The sequence below is a fragment of the Halomonas sp. SpR8 genome (assembly GCF_031010195.1).
Classification (GTDB): Bacteria; Pseudomonadota; Gammaproteobacteria; order Pseudomonadales; family Halomonadaceae; genus Vreelandella.
In genome coordinates this window covers 1-21,599 of record NZ_JAUAMC010000016.1, presented here as the reverse complement: position 1 = coordinate 21,599, position 21,599 = coordinate 1, and the positions used below count along the sequence as shown (strand labels likewise).

Annotated in this window: 12 protein-coding genes and 2 tRNA genes; 9 read left to right on the top strand and 5 right to left on the bottom strand. The window is 52.2% G+C overall.

Annotated features, from left to right (window positions below; translation table 11 throughout):
- Positions 1 to 79 precede the first annotated feature (79 nt).
- Both QT230_RS20305 and QT230_RS20300 read right to left on the bottom strand, forming a co-directional pair.
- Positions 80 to 1,021: a hypothetical protein gene (locus tag QT230_RS20305; protein ID WP_308323977.1), complete on the bottom strand. Its 942-nt coding sequence runs from the start codon at positions 1,019 to 1,021 to the stop codon at positions 80 to 82.
- Complete coding sequence (locus tag QT230_RS20300) at positions 1,005 to 7,328, bottom strand: CapA family protein (RefSeq protein ID WP_308323976.1); 6,324 nt, start codon at positions 7,326 to 7,328, stop codon at positions 1,005 to 1,007. Before QT230_RS20300 ends, QT230_RS20305 begins: the two co-directional genes overlap by 17 nt.
- Before the next feature lie 215 nt (positions 7,329 to 7,543).
- On the opposite strand from QT230_RS20300, the gene QT230_RS20295 reads away from it, so the two are divergent.
- The 3 genes from QT230_RS20295 (at position 7,544) to nadA (ending at position 9,080) form a co-directional block, all read left to right on the top strand.
- A tRNA-Lys gene (locus QT230_RS20295) sits at positions 7,544 to 7,619 on the top strand.
- A 97-nt stretch (positions 7,620 to 7,716) separates the two neighbouring features.
- A tRNA-Lys gene (locus QT230_RS20290) sits at positions 7,717 to 7,792 on the top strand.
- 259 nt (positions 7,793 to 8,051) lie between these two features.
- Positions 8,052 to 9,080 carry a quinolinate synthase NadA gene (gene nadA / locus QT230_RS20285; RefSeq protein WP_308323975.1) on the top strand — a complete coding sequence of 343 codons (1,029 nt, stop codon included), beginning with the start codon at positions 8,052 to 8,054 and terminating at the stop codon, positions 9,078 to 9,080.
- Positions 9,081 to 9,183: 103 nt separating this feature from the next.
- On the opposite strand, the gene QT230_RS20280 is transcribed toward nadA, so the two are convergent.
- Complete coding sequence (locus QT230_RS20280) at positions 9,184 to 10,647, bottom strand: M48 family metalloprotease (protein WP_308323974.1); 1,464 nt, start codon at positions 10,645 to 10,647, stop codon at positions 9,184 to 9,186.
- Between the two features lie 186 nt (positions 10,648 to 10,833).
- Between QT230_RS20280 and QT230_RS20275 the strand changes: the two genes are divergently transcribed.
- A complete protein-coding gene (locus QT230_RS20275; protein ID WP_308323973.1) occupies positions 10,834 to 11,097 on the top strand; it encodes a sulfurtransferase TusA family protein in 264 nt (87 codons plus the stop codon).
- Positions 11,094 to 12,203: an AI-2E family transporter gene (locus QT230_RS20270; RefSeq protein WP_308323972.1), complete on the top strand. Its 1,110-nt coding sequence runs from the start codon at positions 11,094 to 11,096 to the stop codon at positions 12,201 to 12,203. Before QT230_RS20275 ends, QT230_RS20270 begins: the two co-directional genes overlap by 4 nt.
- A gap of 80 nt (positions 12,204 to 12,283) precedes the next feature.
- On the opposite strand, the gene QT230_RS20265 is transcribed toward QT230_RS20270, so the two are convergent.
- Positions 12,284 to 12,760 carry a peroxiredoxin gene (locus QT230_RS20265; RefSeq protein WP_308323971.1) on the bottom strand — a complete coding sequence of 159 codons (477 nt, stop codon included), beginning with the start codon at positions 12,758 to 12,760 and terminating at the stop codon, positions 12,284 to 12,286.
- A 280-nt stretch (positions 12,761 to 13,040) separates the two neighbouring features.
- On the opposite strand from QT230_RS20265, the gene dapA reads away from it, so the two are divergent.
- The 3 genes from dapA to purC all read left to right on the top strand — a co-directional run bounded on the left by dapA (position 13,041) and on the right by purC (position 15,735).
- The gene (gene dapA / locus QT230_RS20260; RefSeq protein ID WP_308323970.1) at positions 13,041 to 13,925 is read left to right on the top strand and encodes a 4-hydroxy-tetrahydrodipicolinate synthase; all 885 of its coding nucleotides are present in this window, start codon (positions 13,041 to 13,043) and stop codon (positions 13,923 to 13,925) included.
- A gap of 77 nt (positions 13,926 to 14,002) precedes the next feature.
- On the top strand, positions 14,003 to 14,986 hold the full coding sequence (bamC, locus tag QT230_RS20255; protein ID WP_308323969.1) for an outer membrane protein assembly factor BamC: 984 nt from the start codon (positions 14,003 to 14,005) through the stop codon (positions 14,984 to 14,986).
- A gap of 32 nt (positions 14,987 to 15,018) precedes the next feature.
- Positions 15,019 to 15,735, top strand: coding sequence for a phosphoribosylaminoimidazolesuccinocarboxamide synthase (purC, locus tag QT230_RS20250; protein ID WP_308323968.1), 717 nt, complete (start codon positions 15,019 to 15,021; stop codon positions 15,733 to 15,735).
- Positions 15,736 to 15,809: 74 nt separating this feature from the next.
- On the opposite strand, the gene QT230_RS20245 is transcribed toward purC, so the two are convergent.
- Positions 15,810 to 16,616 carry a response regulator transcription factor gene (locus QT230_RS20245; protein ID WP_308323967.1) on the bottom strand — a complete coding sequence of 269 codons (807 nt, stop codon included), beginning with the start codon at positions 16,614 to 16,616 and terminating at the stop codon, positions 15,810 to 15,812.
- 410 nt (positions 16,617 to 17,026) lie between these two features.
- On the opposite strand from QT230_RS20245, the gene QT230_RS20240 reads away from it, so the two are divergent.
- On the top strand, positions 17,027 to 21,599 hold a 4,573-nt coding region (locus QT230_RS20240), incomplete at its 3' end, for an ESPR-type extended signal peptide-containing protein (protein WP_308323966.1).

The window sequence follows — 21,599 nt, the reverse complement described above, 5'->3', positions numbered from 1 at the left end:
GAGCGCTTAAGCATTGTCGATGGATTGGTTGCCCGGACTTTCAAATACCCAACGGTATAGCCCCCTCGTCGGGCATTTTCTAATCCATAGCTTCGGCACAATGCTCGATTGCTGTGTAGCCAATCGCCCCTCGAAGGTTATGAAATTTCGGGCCATGAGCGGCTTGTTCTATTAGGCTTACCCGGTGGCCAGCGTCAGCAAGGGCTGATGCGAATCTGCGCTGCAAGTCAAAGGGGGTAGAGCTGTCTTGACTATTGCCAATAACTAAAATGATACGCTGAGGGTCGTCAGTAATCCCTGCAATATGCTCAAGAGGATCGTATGGGTTGCTTATGCCTGTTAGGTCGACACCTGGGATAGGGTCCTTTCCATTGCGTTCGCGAAGGCGTTGTGCGCGCTCTAATAAGGCGAAAGCACCGGAGGTAAGTATTGCGCAGGCAACATCGTCTCGCCCAAGCGTCAGTACTGCTGCTGCCGCAGTCGCACCGCCGCTATGTCCAGAGAGCACCAGTCTCTCGATACGGTGCTTTTGCGTAATCTCATTAAGCGCGGCGTTAATGGCCAGGAATTCACTTTTTTGGCGTCGTTCTCGATGATCTCCACTGGAACCATATGTGCCTGGCCGTGCAAGGATGATGACGGGAAGCCCTAGCTCGATGGCTTTGCGCTCAGCGATGGCGCGCTGCTCAGCTACCGTGTTGTTGGCAATATCTTCTGGTGGCTTCCCCATTGAGACCCCTCGATCTCCATACATCCTGAAGAAAACAAAAGGCGCATCGTTGATGTCTCCTGCAAAGAAGTAGCGAATGCATTCCGCTCCGCCCTCGTACTCGGCCCATACCGCAGATTCTCCAACAGGGCAAGATTGCTGGTTTGCTGGAGTGTTCCAGAGCAGCGGGTCAGCATGTGCAGGTTGTTTTCCCGTAATGAAAACAACCGCCAATGAAATAAACGCTATCCACAACCTCCCCCATATATGAGCATATGGGCGCTTATGCAGTAAATTATGGTTGCTGTGCATGACTTCTCCTTTCATTGCTGACGCTGTCTAGGTTTTTCCTAAGGCATGCCACTACCTGATATATATGTGACGCATGCGAGCCTTTACACAGAATGGTGTCATCAGGCTGAAGATCAGCAAGCACTGCTTGGCCAAGCTCATTTATATTACTGGCGTATATTCCACGCTTGGCCGCAGGTAAAGTATTCCAAAAGTCACGGTACTGCTCCCCATATATATGCACACGGTCTATAGGCAACGTAGCAAGTAAATTGGCCATATCAGTATGGATTCGTATTTCCTCAGGTCCTAATTCATGCATGGGCCCTAATACAGCTACTTTACGGCCAGCCGTTCGCCTATTTGCTAAGGCGCTTAGTGCAGCTTCCATTGCAATGGGGGCCGCATTAAAGGATTCATCGATTAGCTCAACGTTGGCACCGTTAGGCATGGTGAGCTGGTACGCAGCACCTCGACCGTCTAGTGGCTGCCAATTCACCAGTGACGAAATAACTCGAGAGTCTAGTTTTAATGCTACCAGCACTGCTAGAACGGCCAGACTGTTGGAGACAAAGTGTTCTCCTCTCGCTTCCAGGATATAATTCACAGTGCCTGTTGGTGTTGATGCCTTAACCTCTCCACTAGCTGGATCGTATGCTATAAGATGAATATCAGCTTCTGCATGTGCGCCGTAGCTTAGTAAGGAGGCCCCGGCAGATGTTGCATGGTTAGCAATGCGCTTATAAAGAGGTATATCACGACAAATAATGGCTACCCCATCAGCGCTCATGTGAGCAAAAACGCCAGACTTTCTATCGGCGATATTCTCAAGAGAGCCATAACGGCTAGCATGAGCATAGGATACATTAGTAAATACAGCTATATGAGGTTGGGCCATTTGTGAACAACGCTTTGCATGCCCAGCGGCTACTTCTAATACGGCATAGGACACCTTGTTTGAAAGTGTGCAGAGTGCTCGCATTACCCCTAACTGTAAATTCTCATTTTTTTCGGTACCTGATATATTCGTTATGTCGGTGAGCATCTCAAGGGTGTTTCTTAGCATATGGCAAGTAGACGACTTCCCTGCACTCCCTGTAACTGCAATCACTTTTCCATTAAATAGCTCTCGACTTTTAGTGGCTAGCTTATTAAGTGAAGGAATAGCACCTGGTACACGTAGATAGGCGATTCCCTCAACAGGCGGTGTTGAACTAGAGCCGATGATAGCCGAAATATTAGTGCGATATTTTTTGATGGTTTGTAGCGTTAACCCAAAATCGCGACCAGGCTGATGAGGTATAGCTAATGATTTGGCTTCAATAGTTTTGGGTAAATAAGCAATATTTTGAATGCTCTCCTCTTGTTTGAGTGGAACGATCCACTCTCCCCCCATAAACTCTGCCCAGTACATTGGGTCTTGAGATAACAGAGAGAGTATTCCATCGTTTAAGCTACTTTTTACTGGTTGGCTTTCAGGGAGGTGTGTAGTGGTTAACTTATGCTGTTGGCAGAAATGTGATACCTCTCCGAAATCTGAGTCCCGCCGTGAACCTTTGAGCAGCACACAGTCATCCGGCTTTACCACACGCGAAAGTTCGGCAGATAGTTCCGTAGCTGTACTGAAGTGCTGACCGAGCAGGCTGTTAGGTAGCTGCTTGCGCAAATGTTGCATTTCATCCCCGTGTGTCAAAACGAGGTCGATATTGGATGCCAATAGCGAGGGAGCAAGGGATGCATGCAAGTCTGCAGCCAACTCGCCCAGGTGTACGATCCGCCCCAGGACCGCAATTTTACGGCCTGTAACTTGGCGCTGTTTCAACTCATCGAAAGCATTCAACATGGACGATACCGTTGCATTCCAGCTATCGTCTAGCACGTTAATAACATTGCCGTTGAGCTGGCAAGTATAATCCACTAATCGGCCATCTTCCGGCTGGTAGTTATGAAGTTTCGCCGCCACACTTTCGAGATTGTGACCCAGCGCGTAGGCGATTGTTAATGTTGCTAGCGCATTGCGTACCATTCCTTTGTTAGTAAACGGTATATCCAGGCAATAATTACGCCTATCTACTTTTAGCTCAAGGCGCGTAAATACTCCTTCTGTTCGTTGTGATTGCACTTGGAGAGAGGCTTGAGGGCTAGGGCCAAACGTTAGGATGCGTGATGCGTGTTGAGTGGCTTTATCGTAAATTAAGTCAAAATGAGTGAGATGTTCTCCAATCACCGCGATCCCACCTGGTGCCAGACCGTCAAAGATGCATGATTTCCACTTGGCAGTGTCGCGGCTGTTTTTTACTTTTTGATTTGTTTGAGAAACACCAATCTCAGTAATTACAGCAATGGTAGGTTTGATCTGGCGGGTTATAGGACCACGATTCATCCATAGTGCGGATTGTGCAATTTCGATCAGCGCTGCCTGATGATCGGGTGCTAGATTAGCTAATTGGGCAGGTGCCCCTACGCGTGAGTTGTAGTTATCTACACTTTTTATATATCGGTTAGGGGTAAATAAAGTTTCCAATAATCCTATCGTCGATGATTTGCCTGCCGTCCCAGTGATAGCGATTACAGGGCCTTGGTAGCGCTGGCGGGCGGCAAAACCAAGCTCCATTAACGCACGTATAGGGTCGCTCACCTGTAAAATAGGAAAATCGTCAGGTAAACCACTAATGGGTTTGGTAACAATCGCTCCAGCTAATTTATTGGCAATATGTGGGAGGAGTGTATGCCTGTCTTGCAGAGATTTTAAGGGCTTTGTATATTGCTCATGAAACTTGCGATCCTGATTCGTATGAGCAACAAATACCACAGGGTTTTCACGTTTTTCGACAAACGTCGTGCCGTTAACAACAGATCGTGTAAACCAACCTTTTGCAGGCTTAACTAGCCAGTGCCCGCCAGTAATGTCAGCTAGCTGCGCGGCTGTCCAGGTTTGGCCGCTAGCAACTTGTAAATTGATGCCTGTGAAGTCAGTACGATATTTGCGCGATAAATGACTAACAGGTAGGTTCGGTATCTCCATGCTGATGGTATTGGGGTGTAGGTAGGCGGCATCGCTTGGGCGAGTGCCCAGTACACGAATTTCAAGTTGGAGAGTGCGGTTTTCCAACTGTCGCATTTGGGGTGGGCGCAGGCCGTAATAATCGTGATATATTCGCCCTGGCTGCCAGCGACTGGTGGGCTGCATCCAGTCGCAGGGGTCATGGTCCATCCCGTATCCCCATTTTGGCATTGTGCCAGCCCCTTGGGGAACGGCGGTCAAGCTCAAACGACGGTCTTCGCTTAACGGTTGCGTACAAGTCCACCAGGTTTCTACCCAAAGCATCTGCCGCCGCTTGATTTGATTGGGGTTTACGCGTACGCCTAGCAGTGTCAGCCCGTTTAATTCAATTGGGGGAACCTGCGCGTCTTCTGGTACTTCTGCTACTTGGCCGTGCTCTGCTGTTGGCTGAAAGTCCTTCAATATATCCAACTGGTATGAGGGCTGTTGAGGGGCTGCTTTTGGTTGGGGGGGGGCTGCGGGTAATAGCTCAACCAGCGCACGGTCCCCTTGGCGGTGCAGAGTAGTCCCCAATTTTTGGCAAGTTTGTTGATAACGAGAAATTAGAGTTTGGGCGGCCTCGCCTTGTAGTCGCTGGCTATAACCATATCCCACACCCACTGGAATAAACTCAACCCAGCGAATTCCTTGCTTGCTTAGTCCCAGGCGAAAGATGCCACTGCCAGCTAGGTTGCTACGGACTGAGTCAAATAATAAGTCACCTGCATCATGAAGAATGGGTTTGTTTTTATATATTTCAATGCCTTGAAGCCGGTGAGATGAGGCGCCTAAGATAGCATCTGCACCAGCATCAATCAGTGCATGGCCCACAGCGATTTCATCCTCTTCGGGGGCCGGGGCATGGTTCGGCCCCCAGTGCACGGCGATTATTACTAGGTTCGCCTGCTTTTTTGCCTCTGCGAACAGCCGTACAAAAGTTTTGTGCCATAAAGCGGCGTTCTGTAGAGAGAGGTAAGCCGCACCAGGTTGGTCTTCTTGTGCGGCAAAACGATGTTGGGTGGCATCCACACTGAACAGTGCCACCTTAAGCTTTCCTGCTTGGCAATAGGCGGGGCTAAAGGCCGCTGCACGATTATAACCGCTACCGGCGCAGAGAATGCCTAGCTTTTGTAGCAGTTCTTGCTGCTGCATTAAAGCCTCAGGACCATAGTCACCGCTGTGATTATTAGCTACCGTAACGGCATTGATGTTTGCCGTAGTGAGTATTTTTAGCATCTCAGGACGGGCACGGTAGTAATAGGGGCCACCTTCTCCTTTGTTAATTCCCTGCTCACCTAGAGTGCTTACAACGCACTCTAGGTTTACTATGCTTAAGTCTGCGTTTTTGAGTTCGGGAATATCCAATACCTGTTCATAGCCTTTCTCCTGGGTGCGATAGTGCTGTCTTCTTCCTAAATTGACATCGCCACCCCAAGTTAGTATGGCTGCAGCTGACAGCGTGGTGGATGCGGAAGCGTTTGAGGTTGCTGTAGAAGGCGTACTGAGCCGTCCTTTGCCTTGTGACCCATGTTGTAAATAGTGCAGCAGATAAGCCACATATCCCGACAAATAGTGCTCCACATCATCGATGCGCACGCGGAAGCTGTGGTGGCGAATGAAAAAGCTACCCATAATGCGTTGCGGGTTCTGAAAGTAGATGGCAAATTCTGGCCAGAAAAATCCATTGAGCAGGTAGTGGGCGCGTGCTTCCAGGGCGCGGTAAAACTTTTTCAGGTCGATCTGTTCCAGCAAGTGGCGATGCTGGTCGCTGGCTTCCAAGCGGGTAATCATTTTATGCGCCGCCATCATCAGCTCAAGCAGCGTTGGAAAGGTGGTAATACGGCCAATAACAAAATCAAGATGCCCAGCAACGTTTTTGATACCAAATTGGTAGTAACGCTCTTCCGGTCGGTACAGAGTTAATTCATTGACGCAGTAGCTAAGCCAGTGGTCGTGAATTTTCCAGTGTTCTTTCTCGATGAAATACTCGAACGCTTTTTCCACCGTATTTAACCAGCGCTCATCTTTAGTAAGGCCGTATAGGCGCATTAGCCCAAAAGCGGCCTCGCCATCGTAGTAGATGATACGGAACTCTTCTTTGATGCTGAGATCATCGGCATTTAATACGTGATAGAACTGGCCATTTTGCTGGTTTTGCATGCGCTGTATACCGAGCGCTAGCTGCTCCATAAGCGGCAGGTGTTGGGAATCATTCGTCAGCTCTGTGTATTTAACTAGGGCAAGTAAACATACCGCGTTGCCGCCGAGCTTTATTTCTTTATTGCTGTCTTGTAAGTAAGCGAGGGTTTCTCCAGAAGGTAATGTATATTGACGAATTAAATCGCTTGTTAAGTACGCAATCGAACGGTCTATCGCGGACTTTAGCTCGCTGCTTTTCGTGACTTCCCATGCTTCAAGCATGGAGTAAGTGGTGCTGGTGTGGCGTAGTGTGTTGTAGGCCTTGATGTCTCTGTCAAAACATGGGTGTATGCCATAGGTGAAGCGGCCAGTGGTATCCACCTGTTCGGCTAGGAATTGGCTGGATTGCTGGATTAATGATTCGACCTGAGGTGAATCTAGCTGTTCGATGATCCGCCGCCCGGTATTACGTCCCTCTATGCCACCGCTATAGCCGTGAAGCAGTTCATGTGACTTGTCGGGTTGCACTAAAATAGCTTGTGTCGTGAAGAGGAGAACTTGGTCTTGTGGCTGGGCTGGTAACGAGAAATGCTTACCGTAGCGCTTTACGCCATAGGTGAGGAAATTTTTCTTGTTAAGTGCGGCTTTTGGTTGCTTTGCGCCAAGGTACAGCATGGCATTCGCATTAAGTTCCTGCTCGAGAAAGGCGTAGCGGAAATCGGCATCTAGCGAGATGCCAAAGCGGAAGTAGTTGCGCTTAACGCTTTGCATTTCCTTTAAGCAGTCTGCCCACGTCATGGCCCGCTTTTCGTTTACCCAATCAATGCGTAGCCAGCGTACTTTAGGGGAAATTTTGAATTTGCGATGCTGCCAATCAGCAAGCTTTTTCCACACCTCGTCTAGATGTTTACCTGAGAATTGCACAACAGTTGCCCGTTGCAAGCCATCTGTAAACGAGAAAAATAGGGTAAGTGTTTTATCTGCTGGCAAGCGAGCATTCGACAGCGCTTCTTCTAGCGGAGCTTTTGCCTGAGCGACTAAACTAGAGAGTCTTTTTGCGGGATACGCGCTGATTAAATCGCGCATAGGGGGCTCGTAGGTTTTACGTGTGGAAGCAGATTTTTTCACTGTATGTTGCTTGCGCATGCTGTGCTTCTCGTTTGTTAGAGTCACTCATACATAATGATAGGGCGTTTATGCGCCGTATTTAATCTAATACTACATTTTAATTAGTGAGAATGTCATTACGTCAGGATGGCGGGGTTTGGAGCTTTTTTGAGGGTAATCAGATATTTTGATAACCAGACCTAAAAAACTTGCCAGGCATAATCTTGGTCTGTACTATATGCATCCGTTCGGGCGGGTCGTTAGCTCAGTTGGTAGAGCAGTTGACTTTTAATCAATTGGTCGCAGGTTCGAATCCTGCACGACCCACCATTTCAACGGTTGAACCGAAATGGGCATCGAGCACTGTAGTAGCGAAAGATAGGTGTCAAGATAGCTGTATAGAAAGCTTGAATAGCAAAGTAAATTTGGGTCGTTAGCTCAGTTGGTAGAGCAGTTGACTTTTAATCAATTGGTCGCAGGTTCGAATCCTGCACGACCCACCAAATTCAACGCCCTTGGCAGCAAGCTGCCAAGGGCGTTTTGCTATGCGGGCGGGAAATTATCGGATATGACAAGTGGCTTGCAGCAAGCAGCAATTTCCCACCACAATGGTCTAGAATAGATATTTAAAGCGGTAGGCCACCGCGAAAGACGCAGCGGCCCGTCGCGCACGCGAGCGGTGTATGTGCAGTGAACAGCGTGCATACGCCGTGACCTAGTGTTTAACAGGGGGATTCCCTGTTCGTCACAGTGGTAGACACGATGACTATTATGACTACTCAAGCTGAGCTAGATGCTCCGCTACCCGTTGCTTATTGCCCGACCCGTATTCCGGCAGAAGATCAGGCGCGGGTTGAAGAAATCAAACAACTGCTGAAAACCCGCAATGCTGTTTTGGTGGCGCACTACTACACCGACGATGCCATCCAGCAGTTGGCGGAAGAGACCGGCGGCTGTGTCGCTGATTCGCTGGAGATGGCCCGCTTTGGCGCTCGTCACGAGGCCACTACGCTGGTTGTGGCCGGCGTTCGCTTTATGGGCGAAACCGCCAAGATTCTCTCACCTGAAAAGCGTGTGCTAATGCCCACCCTGGAAGCGACCTGTTCGCTGGATGTTGGCTGCCCAGCGGGAGCGTTTAGCGCTTTTTGCGATGCCCACCCCGACCGCACCGTGGTGGTGTACGCTAATACCTCTGCTGCTGTTAAAGCGCGGGCAGACTGGGTAGTCACCTCGTCGATTGCGGTTGAGGTGATTGAGCATCTGCAGGCGAAAGGCGAGAAAATCTTGTGGGCACCGGATAAGCATCTGGGTGGCTATATTCAGAACAAAACCGGCGCCGATATGTTGATGTGGGACGGTGCCTGTATTGTCCATGAAGAGTTCAAGGCCAAGGGCGTTGAAGATCTTAAACGCATTTACCCTGATGCAGCCGTGCTCGTACACCCAGAGTCGCCTCAATCGGTGGTTACGTTAGCGGACGTGGCGGGCTCAACGTCACAGTTGATCAAAGCGGCCAAAGAGTTGCCCAACGATAAGCTGATTGTAGCGACTGACCGGGGTATCTTTTTCAAGATGCAGCAGGCGGTGCCCGATAAAACCCTGTTCGAGGCGCCTACCGCAGGTAATGGCGCCACGTGCCGCAGCTGCGCGCACTGCCCTTGGATGGCCATGAACGCGCTGGATAATCTGGCAGGGGCGTTACGTGAAGGTAGCGGTGAGATTCAGGTGGATGACGCTTTGCGACTGCAGGCCCTAAAGCCCCTTGAGCGTATGCTGAACTTCAATATATAGCTTTAATGCATGGGTTTAATAGTTAGCTTCCAAGCTAAGCTAGATAACATCATAAGCGCCTCTATCGGCTAGCCATAGGGGCGCTTTTCGTTGCGTCTCAACATCAATTAAAGTCTTCCAGCGCCTCGCGATAATCAATAAAGTCCTCTCGCCGCTGCGCTATACGCGCCAGCATCTGTTCGTCATATTCCCGCTCGGCGGCATCGCGGGCGATGGAGAGCTGACGAATGCCGCTGTCTACGCGACCGGTTAGCTGCAGGTGTTCGGCCCGCGCTAAGTGGCCCCAGCTGTTGTGTCCGCTGCGCCCGGCCGCCTCCGCGAGCAGGTTAAAGCCCTGAGGGTTTTCCGGGTATTGAGAGGTGATGTCGCGCAGCAGGTTGTAAGCCGACTGTGGATCGCGCTGCAACTGAGCTTCAGCCAAAATCAGCTGCGCCGGAAGATAGTTAGGCATAAAGCGTAGCAATCGTTGACTGCGCTGAATGGCTTCATTGTAGCGGCCGGCCTCTAGCGCGACGCTTGCCGCCGATGCGGGCAGCATCGCAAAATCGGGCTGTTCGTTGGCAAGCTGGTCCAGGCGTTCCAAGGCGCTGTCAGTCTGGCCGTTGCGCGCTGCAATCAACGCCTCTAAATAGCGCTGGGCTTCCTCTTCGGCGCCCTCCTGGGCAAGCCGCGAGGCTGCTTGCCGGGGCGTATTGGCATAAATGCTTAGTAGCGCGCGGGCTCGCATCATGTCGTAGAGGGTGTCGCTAGTATACGCATCGGCAACGCTAAGCTGTGCGGCGCGGTCTTGGGCGGCGGTTAAGCGGTTGTCGCTCACCGGGTGGGAAAGCAAAAACTCGGGCGGCGAGTCGCCCTGCAGACGGGCCATGCGCTGCATAGACGCAAACATGCGCACCATCGACTGGGGGTCGTAACCCGCGTCGGCCAAGGCTTGTAGGCCTATACTGTCGGCTTCCTGCTCAAATAGGCGTGAATAGCTGAGCTGGTCTTGAATTAACGCTGCTTGCGAGCCCATGGCGGCCGCCATGCCAGCCTCTCCGCCGCCACTGGCCGCAATCAGCATGCCGGCCAGCATGGCTGCCATGGCAGGTAGCTGGGTTTGTGATGCGCGGGCGCTGCCGCGGGCATAGTGGCGTTGAGAAAGGTGGCCCAGCTCATGGGCTAAGACAGAGGCAAAGGCGCCCTCGTCCTCAGCGAAGGCGAACAGCCCAGAATTAATGCCTATCACACCGCCTGGAACAGCAAAGGCGTTCAGTGAATCGTTGTCGACCATGACGGTGATTGTTCGCAGGCCGCTGATTTGGCTGTGCGGCGTTAGTCGGGCAATAATGCTTTGCAAGTAATCACTTACAATAGGATCTTGCCACTGGGGTGCCTGGGCCCGAAACTGGCGCAGCCATGCTCGTCCCAGGCGATACTCTTCATTACTGACGGAGGTAGACGCAGCCCCTAAGCTTGGCAGACCGTAATCGTTGACAGCGGCGCTTGGTGGGCTAAAGAGAAGACTGCTGCAGGCACAAGCGAACGCACATATCCAGCCTGGGTAAGCGGTACGAAGTGTCGGCATGGCATCCTCATAAGGGTTGGTTACGCGTAAAGGTCACGCTGTGAGACTGATTAAGAATACGACATTGATAAAGGCTGGGAAGTGCCGTTAAATCGTCTGACGAGTACAATCAAACGCTAAAAAAGTTTATGCCAACATGTTTATGATCCAATGCCGTGAATATACAGGTCATTTGAGGGAGAGGGTATGTCTGAGCAAACCGGGGGGTTTCAACCCGACACGGTACTTGACGCTTGTGGGCTGCATTGCCCTTTGCCATTGCTGAAGGCTAAGCAGGCCTTGGCAGGCTTGGCGGCTGGCCAGTTACTCGAAGTGCGTTCGACAGATGCTGGATCGTGGCGCGATATGGCCTCGTTTACCGATCAAAGTGAACATACCTTGGAAGGCCGTGAGCTGCGCGATGATGTTTATGTGTACTGGATTCGCAAAGCAGGGGATGCGCGCCTATGACCCTGCGCACGATTTTAAAAAGCTGGGTTGAACGCTACTTCTCTGACGAAGAAGCACTGATTTTGCTAGTGGTATTGGTGGCAGGCTTCGCTGCAATTATCTGGTTTGGGCGAATGTTGGCGCCATTTTTCACCGCGCTGGTGATTGCGTTTCTGCTCCAAGGCGTTGTAAGTGCTCTTACCCGCCGGGGGGTTCCGCACCTTCTCGCCGTGATTTTGGTGTTTTTAGCTTTTGTTAGCGTGTTGCTAACCCTGGCATTCATTTTAATGCCATTAATCTGGAATCAGTTAGTCGGGTTAGTGCAGGAAACGCCGCGGATGTTCGCCAGCGGCCAGGGGTGGTTGGATGAGCTGCAGGCACGCTACCCAAATATCATCACGCCCGATCAGATGCAGAGCTGGATTGGCGTCGCCAGTCGTGAGATTAGCCAGCTAGGCCAGCGTGCCTTAACGCTCTCGCTGGCCTCGCTGGGCAATATCATGTCGCTGATTATCTATCTGGTGCTGGTGCCGATCCTGGTGTTCTTCATGCTCAAGGATCGCGACGTATTGGTCGGTTTTATACTCTCGCTACTGCCGCAAAAGCGTACGCTGCTATCGCGGATTTGGCGTGAAATGGACGATCAAATTGCCAACTATATTCGCGGCAAGTTTATTGAAATTATCATTGTAGGCACGGTAACTTTTTTTACCTTTGCCTTTTTTGGTCTGCCGTATACGGCGCTATTAGCGGTGTTGGTAGGGTTCTCGGTGCTAGTGCCCTATATCGGCGCAGCGGTGGCTACGCTGCCGGTTGCTGCGGTGGCGGGATTTCACTTCGGGCTGAGCGAAGAGTTCCTCTATGTTTTGGTGGCTTATGGCGTGATCCAGGCGCTTGATGGCAACGTATTGGCGCCGGTTTTGTTCTCTGAAACCAATAATATCCACCCGGTATCTATTATTGTGGCGGTGCTGTTCTTCGGTGGAATCTGGGGCTTTTGGGGCATCTTCTTTGCCATTCCATTGGCAACGCTGCTGAAAGCGCTGATTTACGCTTGGCCCCGAGGTAGGCGCGGGCGGGACGCGCGACGAGGGTTGCAGGAACCGGCGGTTCAGGAGGCGGAGTAAGATTCGCCCATTACCCGTGGTGGATCGTCACGGGTAATGGGGTTAGCTGAAAGGGTGTTTGTGAAGGGTCTTTGAGAAAGCTAGCGGGAAGCGTTTAGTTTTTCAGCCGCCGCGAGCACTTCGTCAACGTGACCAGGCACCTTAACACCGCGCCATTCGTTGGCTAGCTTGCCCTCTTTATCAATCAAGAAGGTGCTGCGTTCAACCCCCAGGTGCTCTTTTCCATACATCTTCTTGAGTTTGATCACATCAAACAGGGTGCAGACGCTTTCATCTTTATCGGAGATAAGCTCAAAGTTGAAGTCCTGCTTGGCTTTGAAGTTCTCTTGCGCACGCAGGCCATCCCGTGAGACGCCTAAAATAACCGTGTTAGCGGCATCAAAAGCCGCTTTACGATCACGAAAGTCACCCCCTTCGGTGGTGCAGCCGGGCGTGCTGGCTTTGGGGTAGAAGTAGATCACAACTTGTTTGCCGCGTAGCGCCGCCAGTGTCACGGTAGTGTCACCAGTGGCTGTGGCGGAGAAGTCAGTGACGGTTTGACCAATTTCAATGGGCATAAAGCGTCCTCGTTGAGAGTGGGTGTTAAGGCGGTTGCTGGGTGCGATTACACGTCTCCTAACCGCGTATGTCAAAGCGATAAAACAACGTGGCTGCAAACTCGCAGCGCTTTACGCTGTACAGGCTCGAATCGCCTGAGTACCATTTGCTCTCTGTGTGATACTGGCGCTTGATACAGAGTGTCGCAATAGCGCTTAAAAACACGTCGTACTTAAGACACGACGTACTTAAAAAACGTAGATAGTTGATACCACAATTTGGCTGGTGAGGAATAAACGGATGATCACAGGCAGCATTGTCGCCCTGGCGACGCCTATGAAGGTCAATGGCGACATCGACTGGGAGGCGCTTCGCCGCCTGGTGAACTTCCATCTCGAGAATGGCACCGATGCCATTGTTGCTGCTGGCACAACCGGCGAACCGACGACCATGTCCTTCGCCGAGCACTTTGACGTGATTCGTAGCGTCGTCGAAGAAGTCAACGGTCGTATCCCGGTGATTGCTGGTACCGGGGCCAACGCCACTTCTGAAGCCGTTGAGCTGGCGCGCTACGCCGGCGAAGTAGGGGCAGATTACTGCTTGTCAGTATGCCCTTACTACAACAAGCCCACTCAAGAAGGCCTGTATCAGCACTTTAAAGCGGTCGCCGAGGGCAGCAAGCTGCCGGTGATTCTATACAACGTGCCGGGCCGCACCTGTTCCGATCTCTACAACGAGACCGTCCTACGGTTGGCCGACGTCAATAATATTATTGGTTTAAAAGACGCAACCGGGAACCTGGAGCGTGCGGAGGATCTAATCACTCGCCTCAAGGGCAGTGGCTTTATGCTCTACTCTGGCGACGATGCGACCGCCTGTGACTTTATGCTGATGGGTGGGCATGGTGATATCTCCGTCACCGCCAACGTTGCCCCCCAGGCAATGCACGACCTGTGCGTAGCTGCCGTAGCCGGTGATTCCGATAAGGCGCACCAAATCAATACACGTTTGATGCCGCTGCATACCAATCTGGGTATAGAGTCGAACCCTATCCCGGTGAAGTGGGCGCTGAATCGTATGGGCTACGCAGACGCGGGGCTTCGTTTACCGCTGACCTGGCTGTCGGAAAAATACCACGCCACGGTCAGCGAAGCGCTGCAGTTGGCGGGCGTCGTAGAGGAGTAACCCGGCGCAATACCCTTTGCTACTTAGCTCCGTGACCGCGAAGCTGGGTACCTGATTTGTTGACTTAAGGTGGCTTGATGAGCTCTGTTCTTGAAACGCGTGCGCTTAAATGGATACCGCTGGCACTCGTAACGGCTGTCGCACTGACAGGCTGCGCGCGAGATGGTTTTTACCACGACCGTAACCTGGACTATACCGAGGCCGCGCCAGCGCCGCCGCTGGTACTGCCGGAGACCCGCAATACCCAACGCTACCGCGATGCGCTACCGGTTCCTCAGGCCGCCGCGCAAGGCGCACGGCTTGACGAAGCGGCAGAGGTTCGCCCTCCGCAGTCGCTGGCGATTGGCAGTGGGCTAGAACCTGAGTACGTTGAGCGCCGCGAAGTGGGCGATCAAGTCTGGCTAGTGGTAGCCGCCGATACCGGCACCGTTTGGCCGCAGTTGGAAGATTTCGTGCGCAGCCGCCAGTTGGCCGTGCAGGAAAGCAGCGCTTCCCAGGGCGTTATCGTGACCTCCCAGGCGGATATTCTTCTGCAAAGCGCACTGCGTGCAGGCAGTAGTGAAGTGCGCTGTGAGCGCGGTGGGCAAACCATGACCAGTTGTTTGGACGCACTGGAAAGCCATTTGAGTTCGCGCAGTGCTTCTGCCAGCGTCTCCTCTTCATGGACCGCTCAGCGCCTTACCGATGAGCAAACACTACAGATTCGCCAGCAGGGCGAAGAGTGGGAAGTGGTTATTCCCCAGCCGGTTGACCGCGTATGGGCCGAGCTGAACCACTATCTTGAGCTAGATTTTGCCCAAGAAGGGCAGCGTGATTTGCTTGCCGCCGACCCCAGTGGCTACGAGTTCCTAGTTGAGTATATGACCGAAACCGAGCGCAACCGCAATCCGCTGCAAATCGTCTTCAGCGCCGACGTCCGCAAGATGTCTCAAGAGATCCGTCTTGCTCTGCAGCCGGACGGCGACCAGACGATTTTGCGTGCTATTAATGCCAGTGAGCGAGCGTTCAGCGCCGATGATCAGCGCGAATTGCTTGAGCGTGTTTCCGGCTATTTACGTTAAAATATTGATCCTTAATCCCTTACGGAGCCCCCATGGAAAAGCGCCAAGAACTCTACGCCGGTAAGGCGAAATCTGTGTATACCACCGACGATCCGGACTTGTTGGTGCTTAACTTTCGTGATGACACGAGCGCCTTCGATGGCAAAAAAATGGAATCGCTGGCTCGTAAGGGAATGGTAAATAACGTTTTTAACGCTTTCATTATGGAGCGGCTGCAGGAAGCGGGTATTCCGACCCACTTTGAAAAACAGCTCTCAGATACGGAGAGTCTGGTCAAAAAGATGCAGATGATTCCGGTTGAGTGCGTGGTGCGCAATATCGCTGCGGGCGGCTTGGTCAAGCGGTTAGGTGTGGAAGAGGGCATCGCACTTACCCCACCGACTTTCGAGCTGTTCTTGAAGAATGACGAGAAGGGCGACCCGATGATTAATGAGTCGCTGGCGGAAACCTTCGGCTGGGCAACGCCTGAGCAGCTAGCCAAAATGAAGGTATTAACCTTCAAGGTTAACCATATCCTGAAGGCGCTGTTTGCGGCGGGCGATATGCTGCTGGTGGATTACAAGCTGGAGTTTGGGGTATTCAAAGGCGAGGTTGTGCTGGGCGATGAGTTCTCACCCGATGGCTGTCGTCTATGGGACGCCAACACCCGTGAAAAAATGGATAAAGACCGCTTTCGTCAGGGGCTGGGTGGCGTCATTGAGGCGTATGAAGAAGTTGGTCGCCGTCTGGGGATTACCTTTCCCGCTTAAACCGCCATCATTGGTGTAGTGAATGATCGGTGTAGTGAATCATTGTTCAGTGCAAGGCTCGATAGCCACCACCTCTAAGGTGGTGGTTTTTTTATGTCTGGAAGGAAGTCTTTATCGCTAGGTATTGGCTGAGTAGGGAGTGGTTGTTCAAGTTGTGTTTGTTGCGGCAACTCAACTTTTTTTAACCGGTAACCGTACCCGTAGATTGATGCCAAGTCCCAACCGTAGTCAGCGGTCAGGCGTAGTTTTTTGCGTACCCGGTGGATATGTACATCGAGCGTTCGGGTATTAAGCCCGGTGTCATGCCCCCACACGTATTTGTATAAATAAGCGCGGGAGAGCGGAGCGCCCATGCGCTTCAAAAGAAGATAAGCAAGGCGAAACTCTTGGTGAGTGAGCTCGATGCTTTGCCCATCTACGCAAGCGGTGTTCTGCTCCGTGTTGAGCTCAACACGCCCAGACTTTAGTAGATGTGACTGCGTTGAGCTTGCCGTCAGTAAAGGATTACGCCGCGAAACAGCATAAGCGCGTGCCGCTAATTCACGTGGTCGAAAGGGTTTGCTAATGAAATCGTCAGCTCCCGCATCTAGGGCTTGAATGATGTCGGCTTCATTTTTTCGGTGAGTGACCATGATCACGGCGGGTACTTCTTCCAGATATTTGTTCATCCAATCCAGTAAGGCAATACCCGTGCCGTCCGGCAGGTGCCAGTCCAGGCATATCAGATCGAAGGTTTCGCGGCTTGCGGTATGAATAAATGCTGTGCTCGTTTCAAACATTTGTATGTTTGTTTTGGCGCCTCTATTTAAAAAGCCTTCACTCAACGCGGTAAATATTCGCTGTGCGATGGCTTTGTCATCTCCCACTAGCGCTATGTGCATTTAACCGCTCCTCTGGGCCACACTATCTTTCTTACCATGTAGTGCGTTTCATTTCATACAGAGATTAAAATAAACTTTATATTGATTTTTGCTACTGCACATTGAATTTAAGGTTTTGCGTTGCAATCCCTATTCGCAGTTTTGGGCTATTTTCACGATTATTGGGTAGATTAAGGTAATTATACTTTATGAAATTGTAAACAATTGTTTCGTTTGGTTGAGGCGAGAGCAAAGTAGGCTGAGAATAGCACTAAATTTTTTACAAAAAAATTGTATCTCTTGTGCCCAAGTAGGCGCTTGCCATGATCAGGTCCGGGGTGCGATTTGTCGTCAGCGCACACATTGCGCTGTAGAGAATCGCTAGGATCGTTCAGTGACCAAATATTAAAAAGTAAGGGGAGCATTGCATAATGAACAGGGTATTTCGCTTGATCTGGAATCGTTCGCTTGGGCGGATGGTCGTGGCCTCTGAAATGGCACGCGTCAATCAGCGCTCAGGAGGAGGTCAAGGCAATATTGGTAGCCCCGCTATGGGCGAATTAGATAAGCAAAAACGCTTATCTCTACCGTCTCTGATCTTATCGCCGTTGGTGCTTGCCATATTGGTGGCAAGTGGTGCGGTTAATGCCCAAACAAGCGTAGAAGCAGGCAATAATATTGTCGTCACCCCTGATGGAGGCGATCCAGAAGGTTTCACCGTTGCGACCGAAGATGAGGTGGAATTCACTAATGTTGAAACTAGTGGGCTAACCGTTAATGGAACCGCCATTCTCAGTGCTTTGCAGGTAAGTGGCAGTGCTACTTTCAATGACGGCTTGGCTGCGGGGGGGCGCATTACAGGTCTGGCCGATGGCACTTCAACTGGCGACGCCGTCAACCTTGGCCAATTAAATACAGTCCGCGACGTTGCAGACAACGCACAGACCACTGCTGATACCAATACCGGTCTTATTTCTACTAACACGAGCGACATTGCTACCAATGCCAATGACATTAGCTCGAATACGGCTGCTATTGACACTAATACAGATGATATCGCTGAGGTTCGCACAACTGCCAGCGCCGGCTGGGATATCAGTGCCGAGGGAGGTTCCACTGAGAACGTTGCGCCTGGCGACTCAGTCGACTTCAGCGGCGATGGCAATGTAAACGTTAGCCGTACCGGCACCGATCTGGCCTTTAGCCTGGCCAACGAAATTGAAGTTGGTGAGCTAACCATCGCTGGTGGGCCGAGCATCACTAGCGCTGGGATTGATGCTGGTGGAAACGTCATCACCGGCCTTGCCGATGGAGTTGTCGCTCCCAACAGCACAGATGCCGTCACCGGTAACCAGCTCCACAATGCATTGTTCGAAGGCGGGTCAGCATTCGGTATCCGCTATTTTCGGGCCAATTCTACGGCGGATGACTCCACGGCCGTGGGTGAAGACTCTATTGCCATCGGCCCTAATACCATTAGTACAGGTGATAGCAGCCTCGCCGCCGGTGATACGGCACTCACACGTGAAGGTGCCGAAGGCGCCATTGCCTTGGGCCAGAATGCAACGGTAGGTACTGAAGATGCTGATCCTATGGATGGCAACGGCAGCATTGCTGTTGGCCGTAATAGTCAGGCCAGTGGCAACAGCACGATTGCACTGGGTGATGGTGCCGGGGTGGAATCTGAGCTTGTGAGGGATGCCCTTGCGCTAGGCACGGGTGCTAGCGTAAGTGGAGACTTTGGCACTAACGCTGCGGCCATTGGTACGAATGCTCAAGCATCTGCCGCAAATGCGACCGCACTGGGTAACAGCGCTAACGCATCCGGTGCCGATGCAACAGCATTGGGCTCCGGTTCTCAGGCATCTGGCGCAAGTGGAATCGCCCTAGGTCAGGGCGCGACGGCAGCCGCACGTAATAATATTTCGATCGGTGAACAGGCTGGCGTCGGCACCGTTGGCAATACAGCCAATGATCAAGTAAATAACGTGGCTATTGGGGCTCAGGCTGGCCAAAATGTTATTGGCCAGCGCAATGTAGCAATGGGGAGTCAAGCAGGTAACGGAACCGAGGGCAATGACAATATTGCCTTTGGCGAGAATGCCGGTAGCGACCTAACTAGTGACAGCAGTATCAGCATCGGCCGCAATGCAAACGTGAACGGAGGACAACTAGATCGTTCCATTGCCATTGGCGAAGAGGCTGGGGCGGGTACCGACAGTATTGCGATGGGGCATGAGGCTTCCGCATTGGGTATCAATGGTGTTGCGCTTGGTCTTCGCGCAGCTACTCAGGGAACGGGTGTCAGTCTTGGCGCCAATACCATTACAGACAGTGGTTATGTAGCCTTGGGCGCAGGGTCTCGGGCAGTTCAAAGCGATGTCTCTGGGGCTGGCGCGTTCACAGGTAATGCGTTTAATGGCGACGCCGTTTCTGTTGGCAGCAGTGAACCAGGAAATTCGTTCACGCGACGTATCGTCAATGTAGAAGATGGGGCCAACGAGACCGATGCGGTCAACGTTCGCCAATTAAGAGAGGTGATTGATAATTCGGGTGTTGCGGTTGATTACGATGAATTGGCTACACGCGTTAATACAAATTTTAGTGAACAAATAGCTGCCGTTGAACCTAACTACCTTTCTATCAACGATGGCGGTGTCCCGCTTGGTAATAGCGATAATAGTGGCGCAAACGCGGCGCAATCTATTGCTCTAGGTTTAGATGCCAGCACTACGGCTGGGGCGACCAACTCAACGGCTATCGGCTCTGATGTTGGCGCGGAAGGTTCTTCCTCCGTAGCGCTGGGGCACGATGTGAAAGCACTGAGCGACAATACAACAGTAATTGGTAATGGCCGTACAGAAGCGCGAGACAGTAATGGTGTCGCTATCGGTACATCCGTCCTGAGTCGTGGTGATAACTCCATCGTCATTGGTACCCGCTCTGAATCTGATGACCAGGATGGTGCTGATGTTGTTGATAATTCGATTGTTATAGGTAGTGACTCTCAGTCAACCGCACGTGAAGGCATCGTCATCGGTCGAGACTCTCTTGTAAATGCTGCTAGAGGGATAGCACAGGGTGATAATGCCGAAGCAACGGCAGTCGATGCGATGGCTTACGGAACGCAGTCAAGAGCAAGTGGTGTAAGCTCCCAGGCGAATGGTGCCGGAGCAACCGCCAGCGGTACCAACGCTATCGCAAGTGGTACCAGGGCAAACGGCATGGCTACTGATGGTATAGCCATGGGTACTGATGCGGTTGCAGGTTTTACCCCGCCGCCTGATGAATCTGTTCGTAATCACGGCAGCATTGCGATTGGCGACACCTCTGCAGCCATTGAGCAGAACGCCATGGCATTGGGTGTCACGGCGAGGGCTGAGGCCGAGTCTGCGACAGCGATTGGTGATGGCGCAGAGGCCACCGCCGAAGCTGAAGATGGCTTAGCAGTTGGTTCTGGTGCAAACGTTACTGCGCAGAATGCCTCCGCCTTCGGCCAGAGCGCTGAAGCTTTAGGCATTGATGCGCTGGCGGTGGGCTCTGGCGCTGAAGCCTCTCAAGAAAGAGCCTCAGCTTTTGGCCCCAATTCCGAAGCGTTAGGGGTTGATGCATTAGCCGTCGGCGCCGGTGCACGTGCAACGGAACAGAGCGCTTCTGCTGTTGGCCGTGGTGCCCAAGCAACCGCTCAAGACGCCTCAGCGTTTGGCCAAGGGGCAAGCGCAAGTGAAACTGGTGCGTTGGCAACCGGTTCTGAAGCAGAGGCTATCGCACAGAATGCTACCGCGTTAGGCCAGGGCGCGCAGGCGCTGCAGGAGGGCTCTGTCGCGCTGGGTGCTGGATCCCAAACGGCGAGCGTGGTGCTTACGCCCAGTGCTGCTATTGATGGTAATACCTATACCTATGCTGGTGCGACAGATGGCGTAACCTCAACGGTTAGCGTGGGCCAGTCGGGCAACGAGCGCACGATCACCAATGTCGCTGCAGGCCGCGTAGATAATACGAGTACTGATGCCATCAACGGTAGCCAGTTGTTCGGGACTAATGTGGCGTTAGAATCGCTAGCCGATGATGTGGACACCTCTGGCACATCAGTCGCCAATGTGCTGGGCGGCAATGCTGCGTACGACCCGGATACGCATCAAGTTACGACGAGCAATATTGGCGGCACGGGCGAGAGCACCGTAGACGAAGCCATCGATTTCGCCGCACAGGGCTGGGACGTCAGTGCCAATGGCCAGACTGATCAGAATGTAGCGCCTGGCGGTTCGGTGGACTTCAGCAGTAGCGACGGTAATATTGATATTGCTCGTAACGGCACAGATCTGACCTTTGATCTCAATGATGACGTCACCGTTGGCAACAGCATTTCGGTCGGTAACACCTCCATTGATGGTGACAGTGTCTCGTCTGATAGCCTGACGATCGGTGGCTCTACTTTTGTTGTGGATGGCGGTAATGCCACTTACAACGGTGACGAACTGGCTACTCAAGCTGATGGTTTAAACTTTGCGGGCAATACTGGTGGAACCATCAACAAAGCGTTGAGCGATGCCACGCCGCTAACTATCTCAGGTGGGCTGGCTGAAGGTGATGCCTCTACGGGCACCAACCTGCGCGTAGATAGTAATGGTAATCAACTTAACCTTGTCATGGCGCGTGACCTAACTGACCTAGACAGCGTCACCACCGGCAACAGCGTGCTGAATGATGACGGCCTAACCATTACCGGTGGCCCGAGCATCACCGCTAGCGGCGGCATCGATGCCAACGATCAAGTGATCAGCAGTGTAGGTGCCGGTGAGGTTAGCGGTACCAGCACGGACGCGGTCAACGGCAGCCAGCTGTTCGGCTCAGTTGACTCGATCAACAGCGCGATTGGCGGCAATGCCGTGGTTAATGCAGACGGCACCATCACCACCAGTGACGTTGGCAACACCGGTGAAGACACGGTTCACGACGCGATTGACTCGGTGAACACCGCTGCCAACGCGGGCTGGAACGTGA

What these genes read in the sequence shown, in the direction of transcription:
- QT230_RS20305 (WP_308323977.1), bottom strand. Translation starts at nt 1,021, where the DNA reads ATGCACAGCAACCATAATTTACTGCATAAGCGCCCATATGCTCATATA.
- QT230_RS20300 (WP_308323976.1), bottom strand. Translation starts at nt 7,328, where the DNA reads ATGCGCAAGCAACATACAGTGAAAAAATCTGCTTCCACACGTAAAACC.
- nadA (WP_308323975.1), top strand. Translation starts at nt 8,052, where the DNA reads ATGACTATTATGACTACTCAAGCTGAGCTAGATGCTCCGCTACCCGTT.
- QT230_RS20280 (WP_308323974.1), bottom strand. Translation starts at nt 10,647, where the DNA reads ATGCCGACACTTCGTACCGCTTACCCAGGCTGGATATGTGCGTTCGCT.
- QT230_RS20275 (WP_308323973.1), top strand. Translation starts at nt 10,834, where the DNA reads ATGTCTGAGCAAACCGGGGGGTTTCAACCCGACACGGTACTTGACGCT.
- QT230_RS20270 (WP_308323972.1), top strand. Translation starts at nt 11,094, where the DNA reads ATGACCCTGCGCACGATTTTAAAAAGCTGGGTTGAACGCTACTTCTCT.
- QT230_RS20265 (WP_308323971.1), bottom strand. Translation starts at nt 12,760, where the DNA reads ATGCCCATTGAAATTGGTCAAACCGTCACTGACTTCTCCGCCACAGCC.
- dapA (WP_308323970.1), top strand. Translation starts at nt 13,041, where the DNA reads ATGATCACAGGCAGCATTGTCGCCCTGGCGACGCCTATGAAGGTCAAT.
- bamC (WP_308323969.1), top strand. Translation starts at nt 14,003, where the DNA reads ATGAGCTCTGTTCTTGAAACGCGTGCGCTTAAATGGATACCGCTGGCA.
- purC (WP_308323968.1), top strand. Translation starts at nt 15,019, where the DNA reads ATGGAAAAGCGCCAAGAACTCTACGCCGGTAAGGCGAAATCTGTGTAT.
- QT230_RS20245 (WP_308323967.1), bottom strand. Translation starts at nt 16,616, where the DNA reads ATGCACATAGCGCTAGTGGGAGATGACAAAGCCATCGCACAGCGAATA.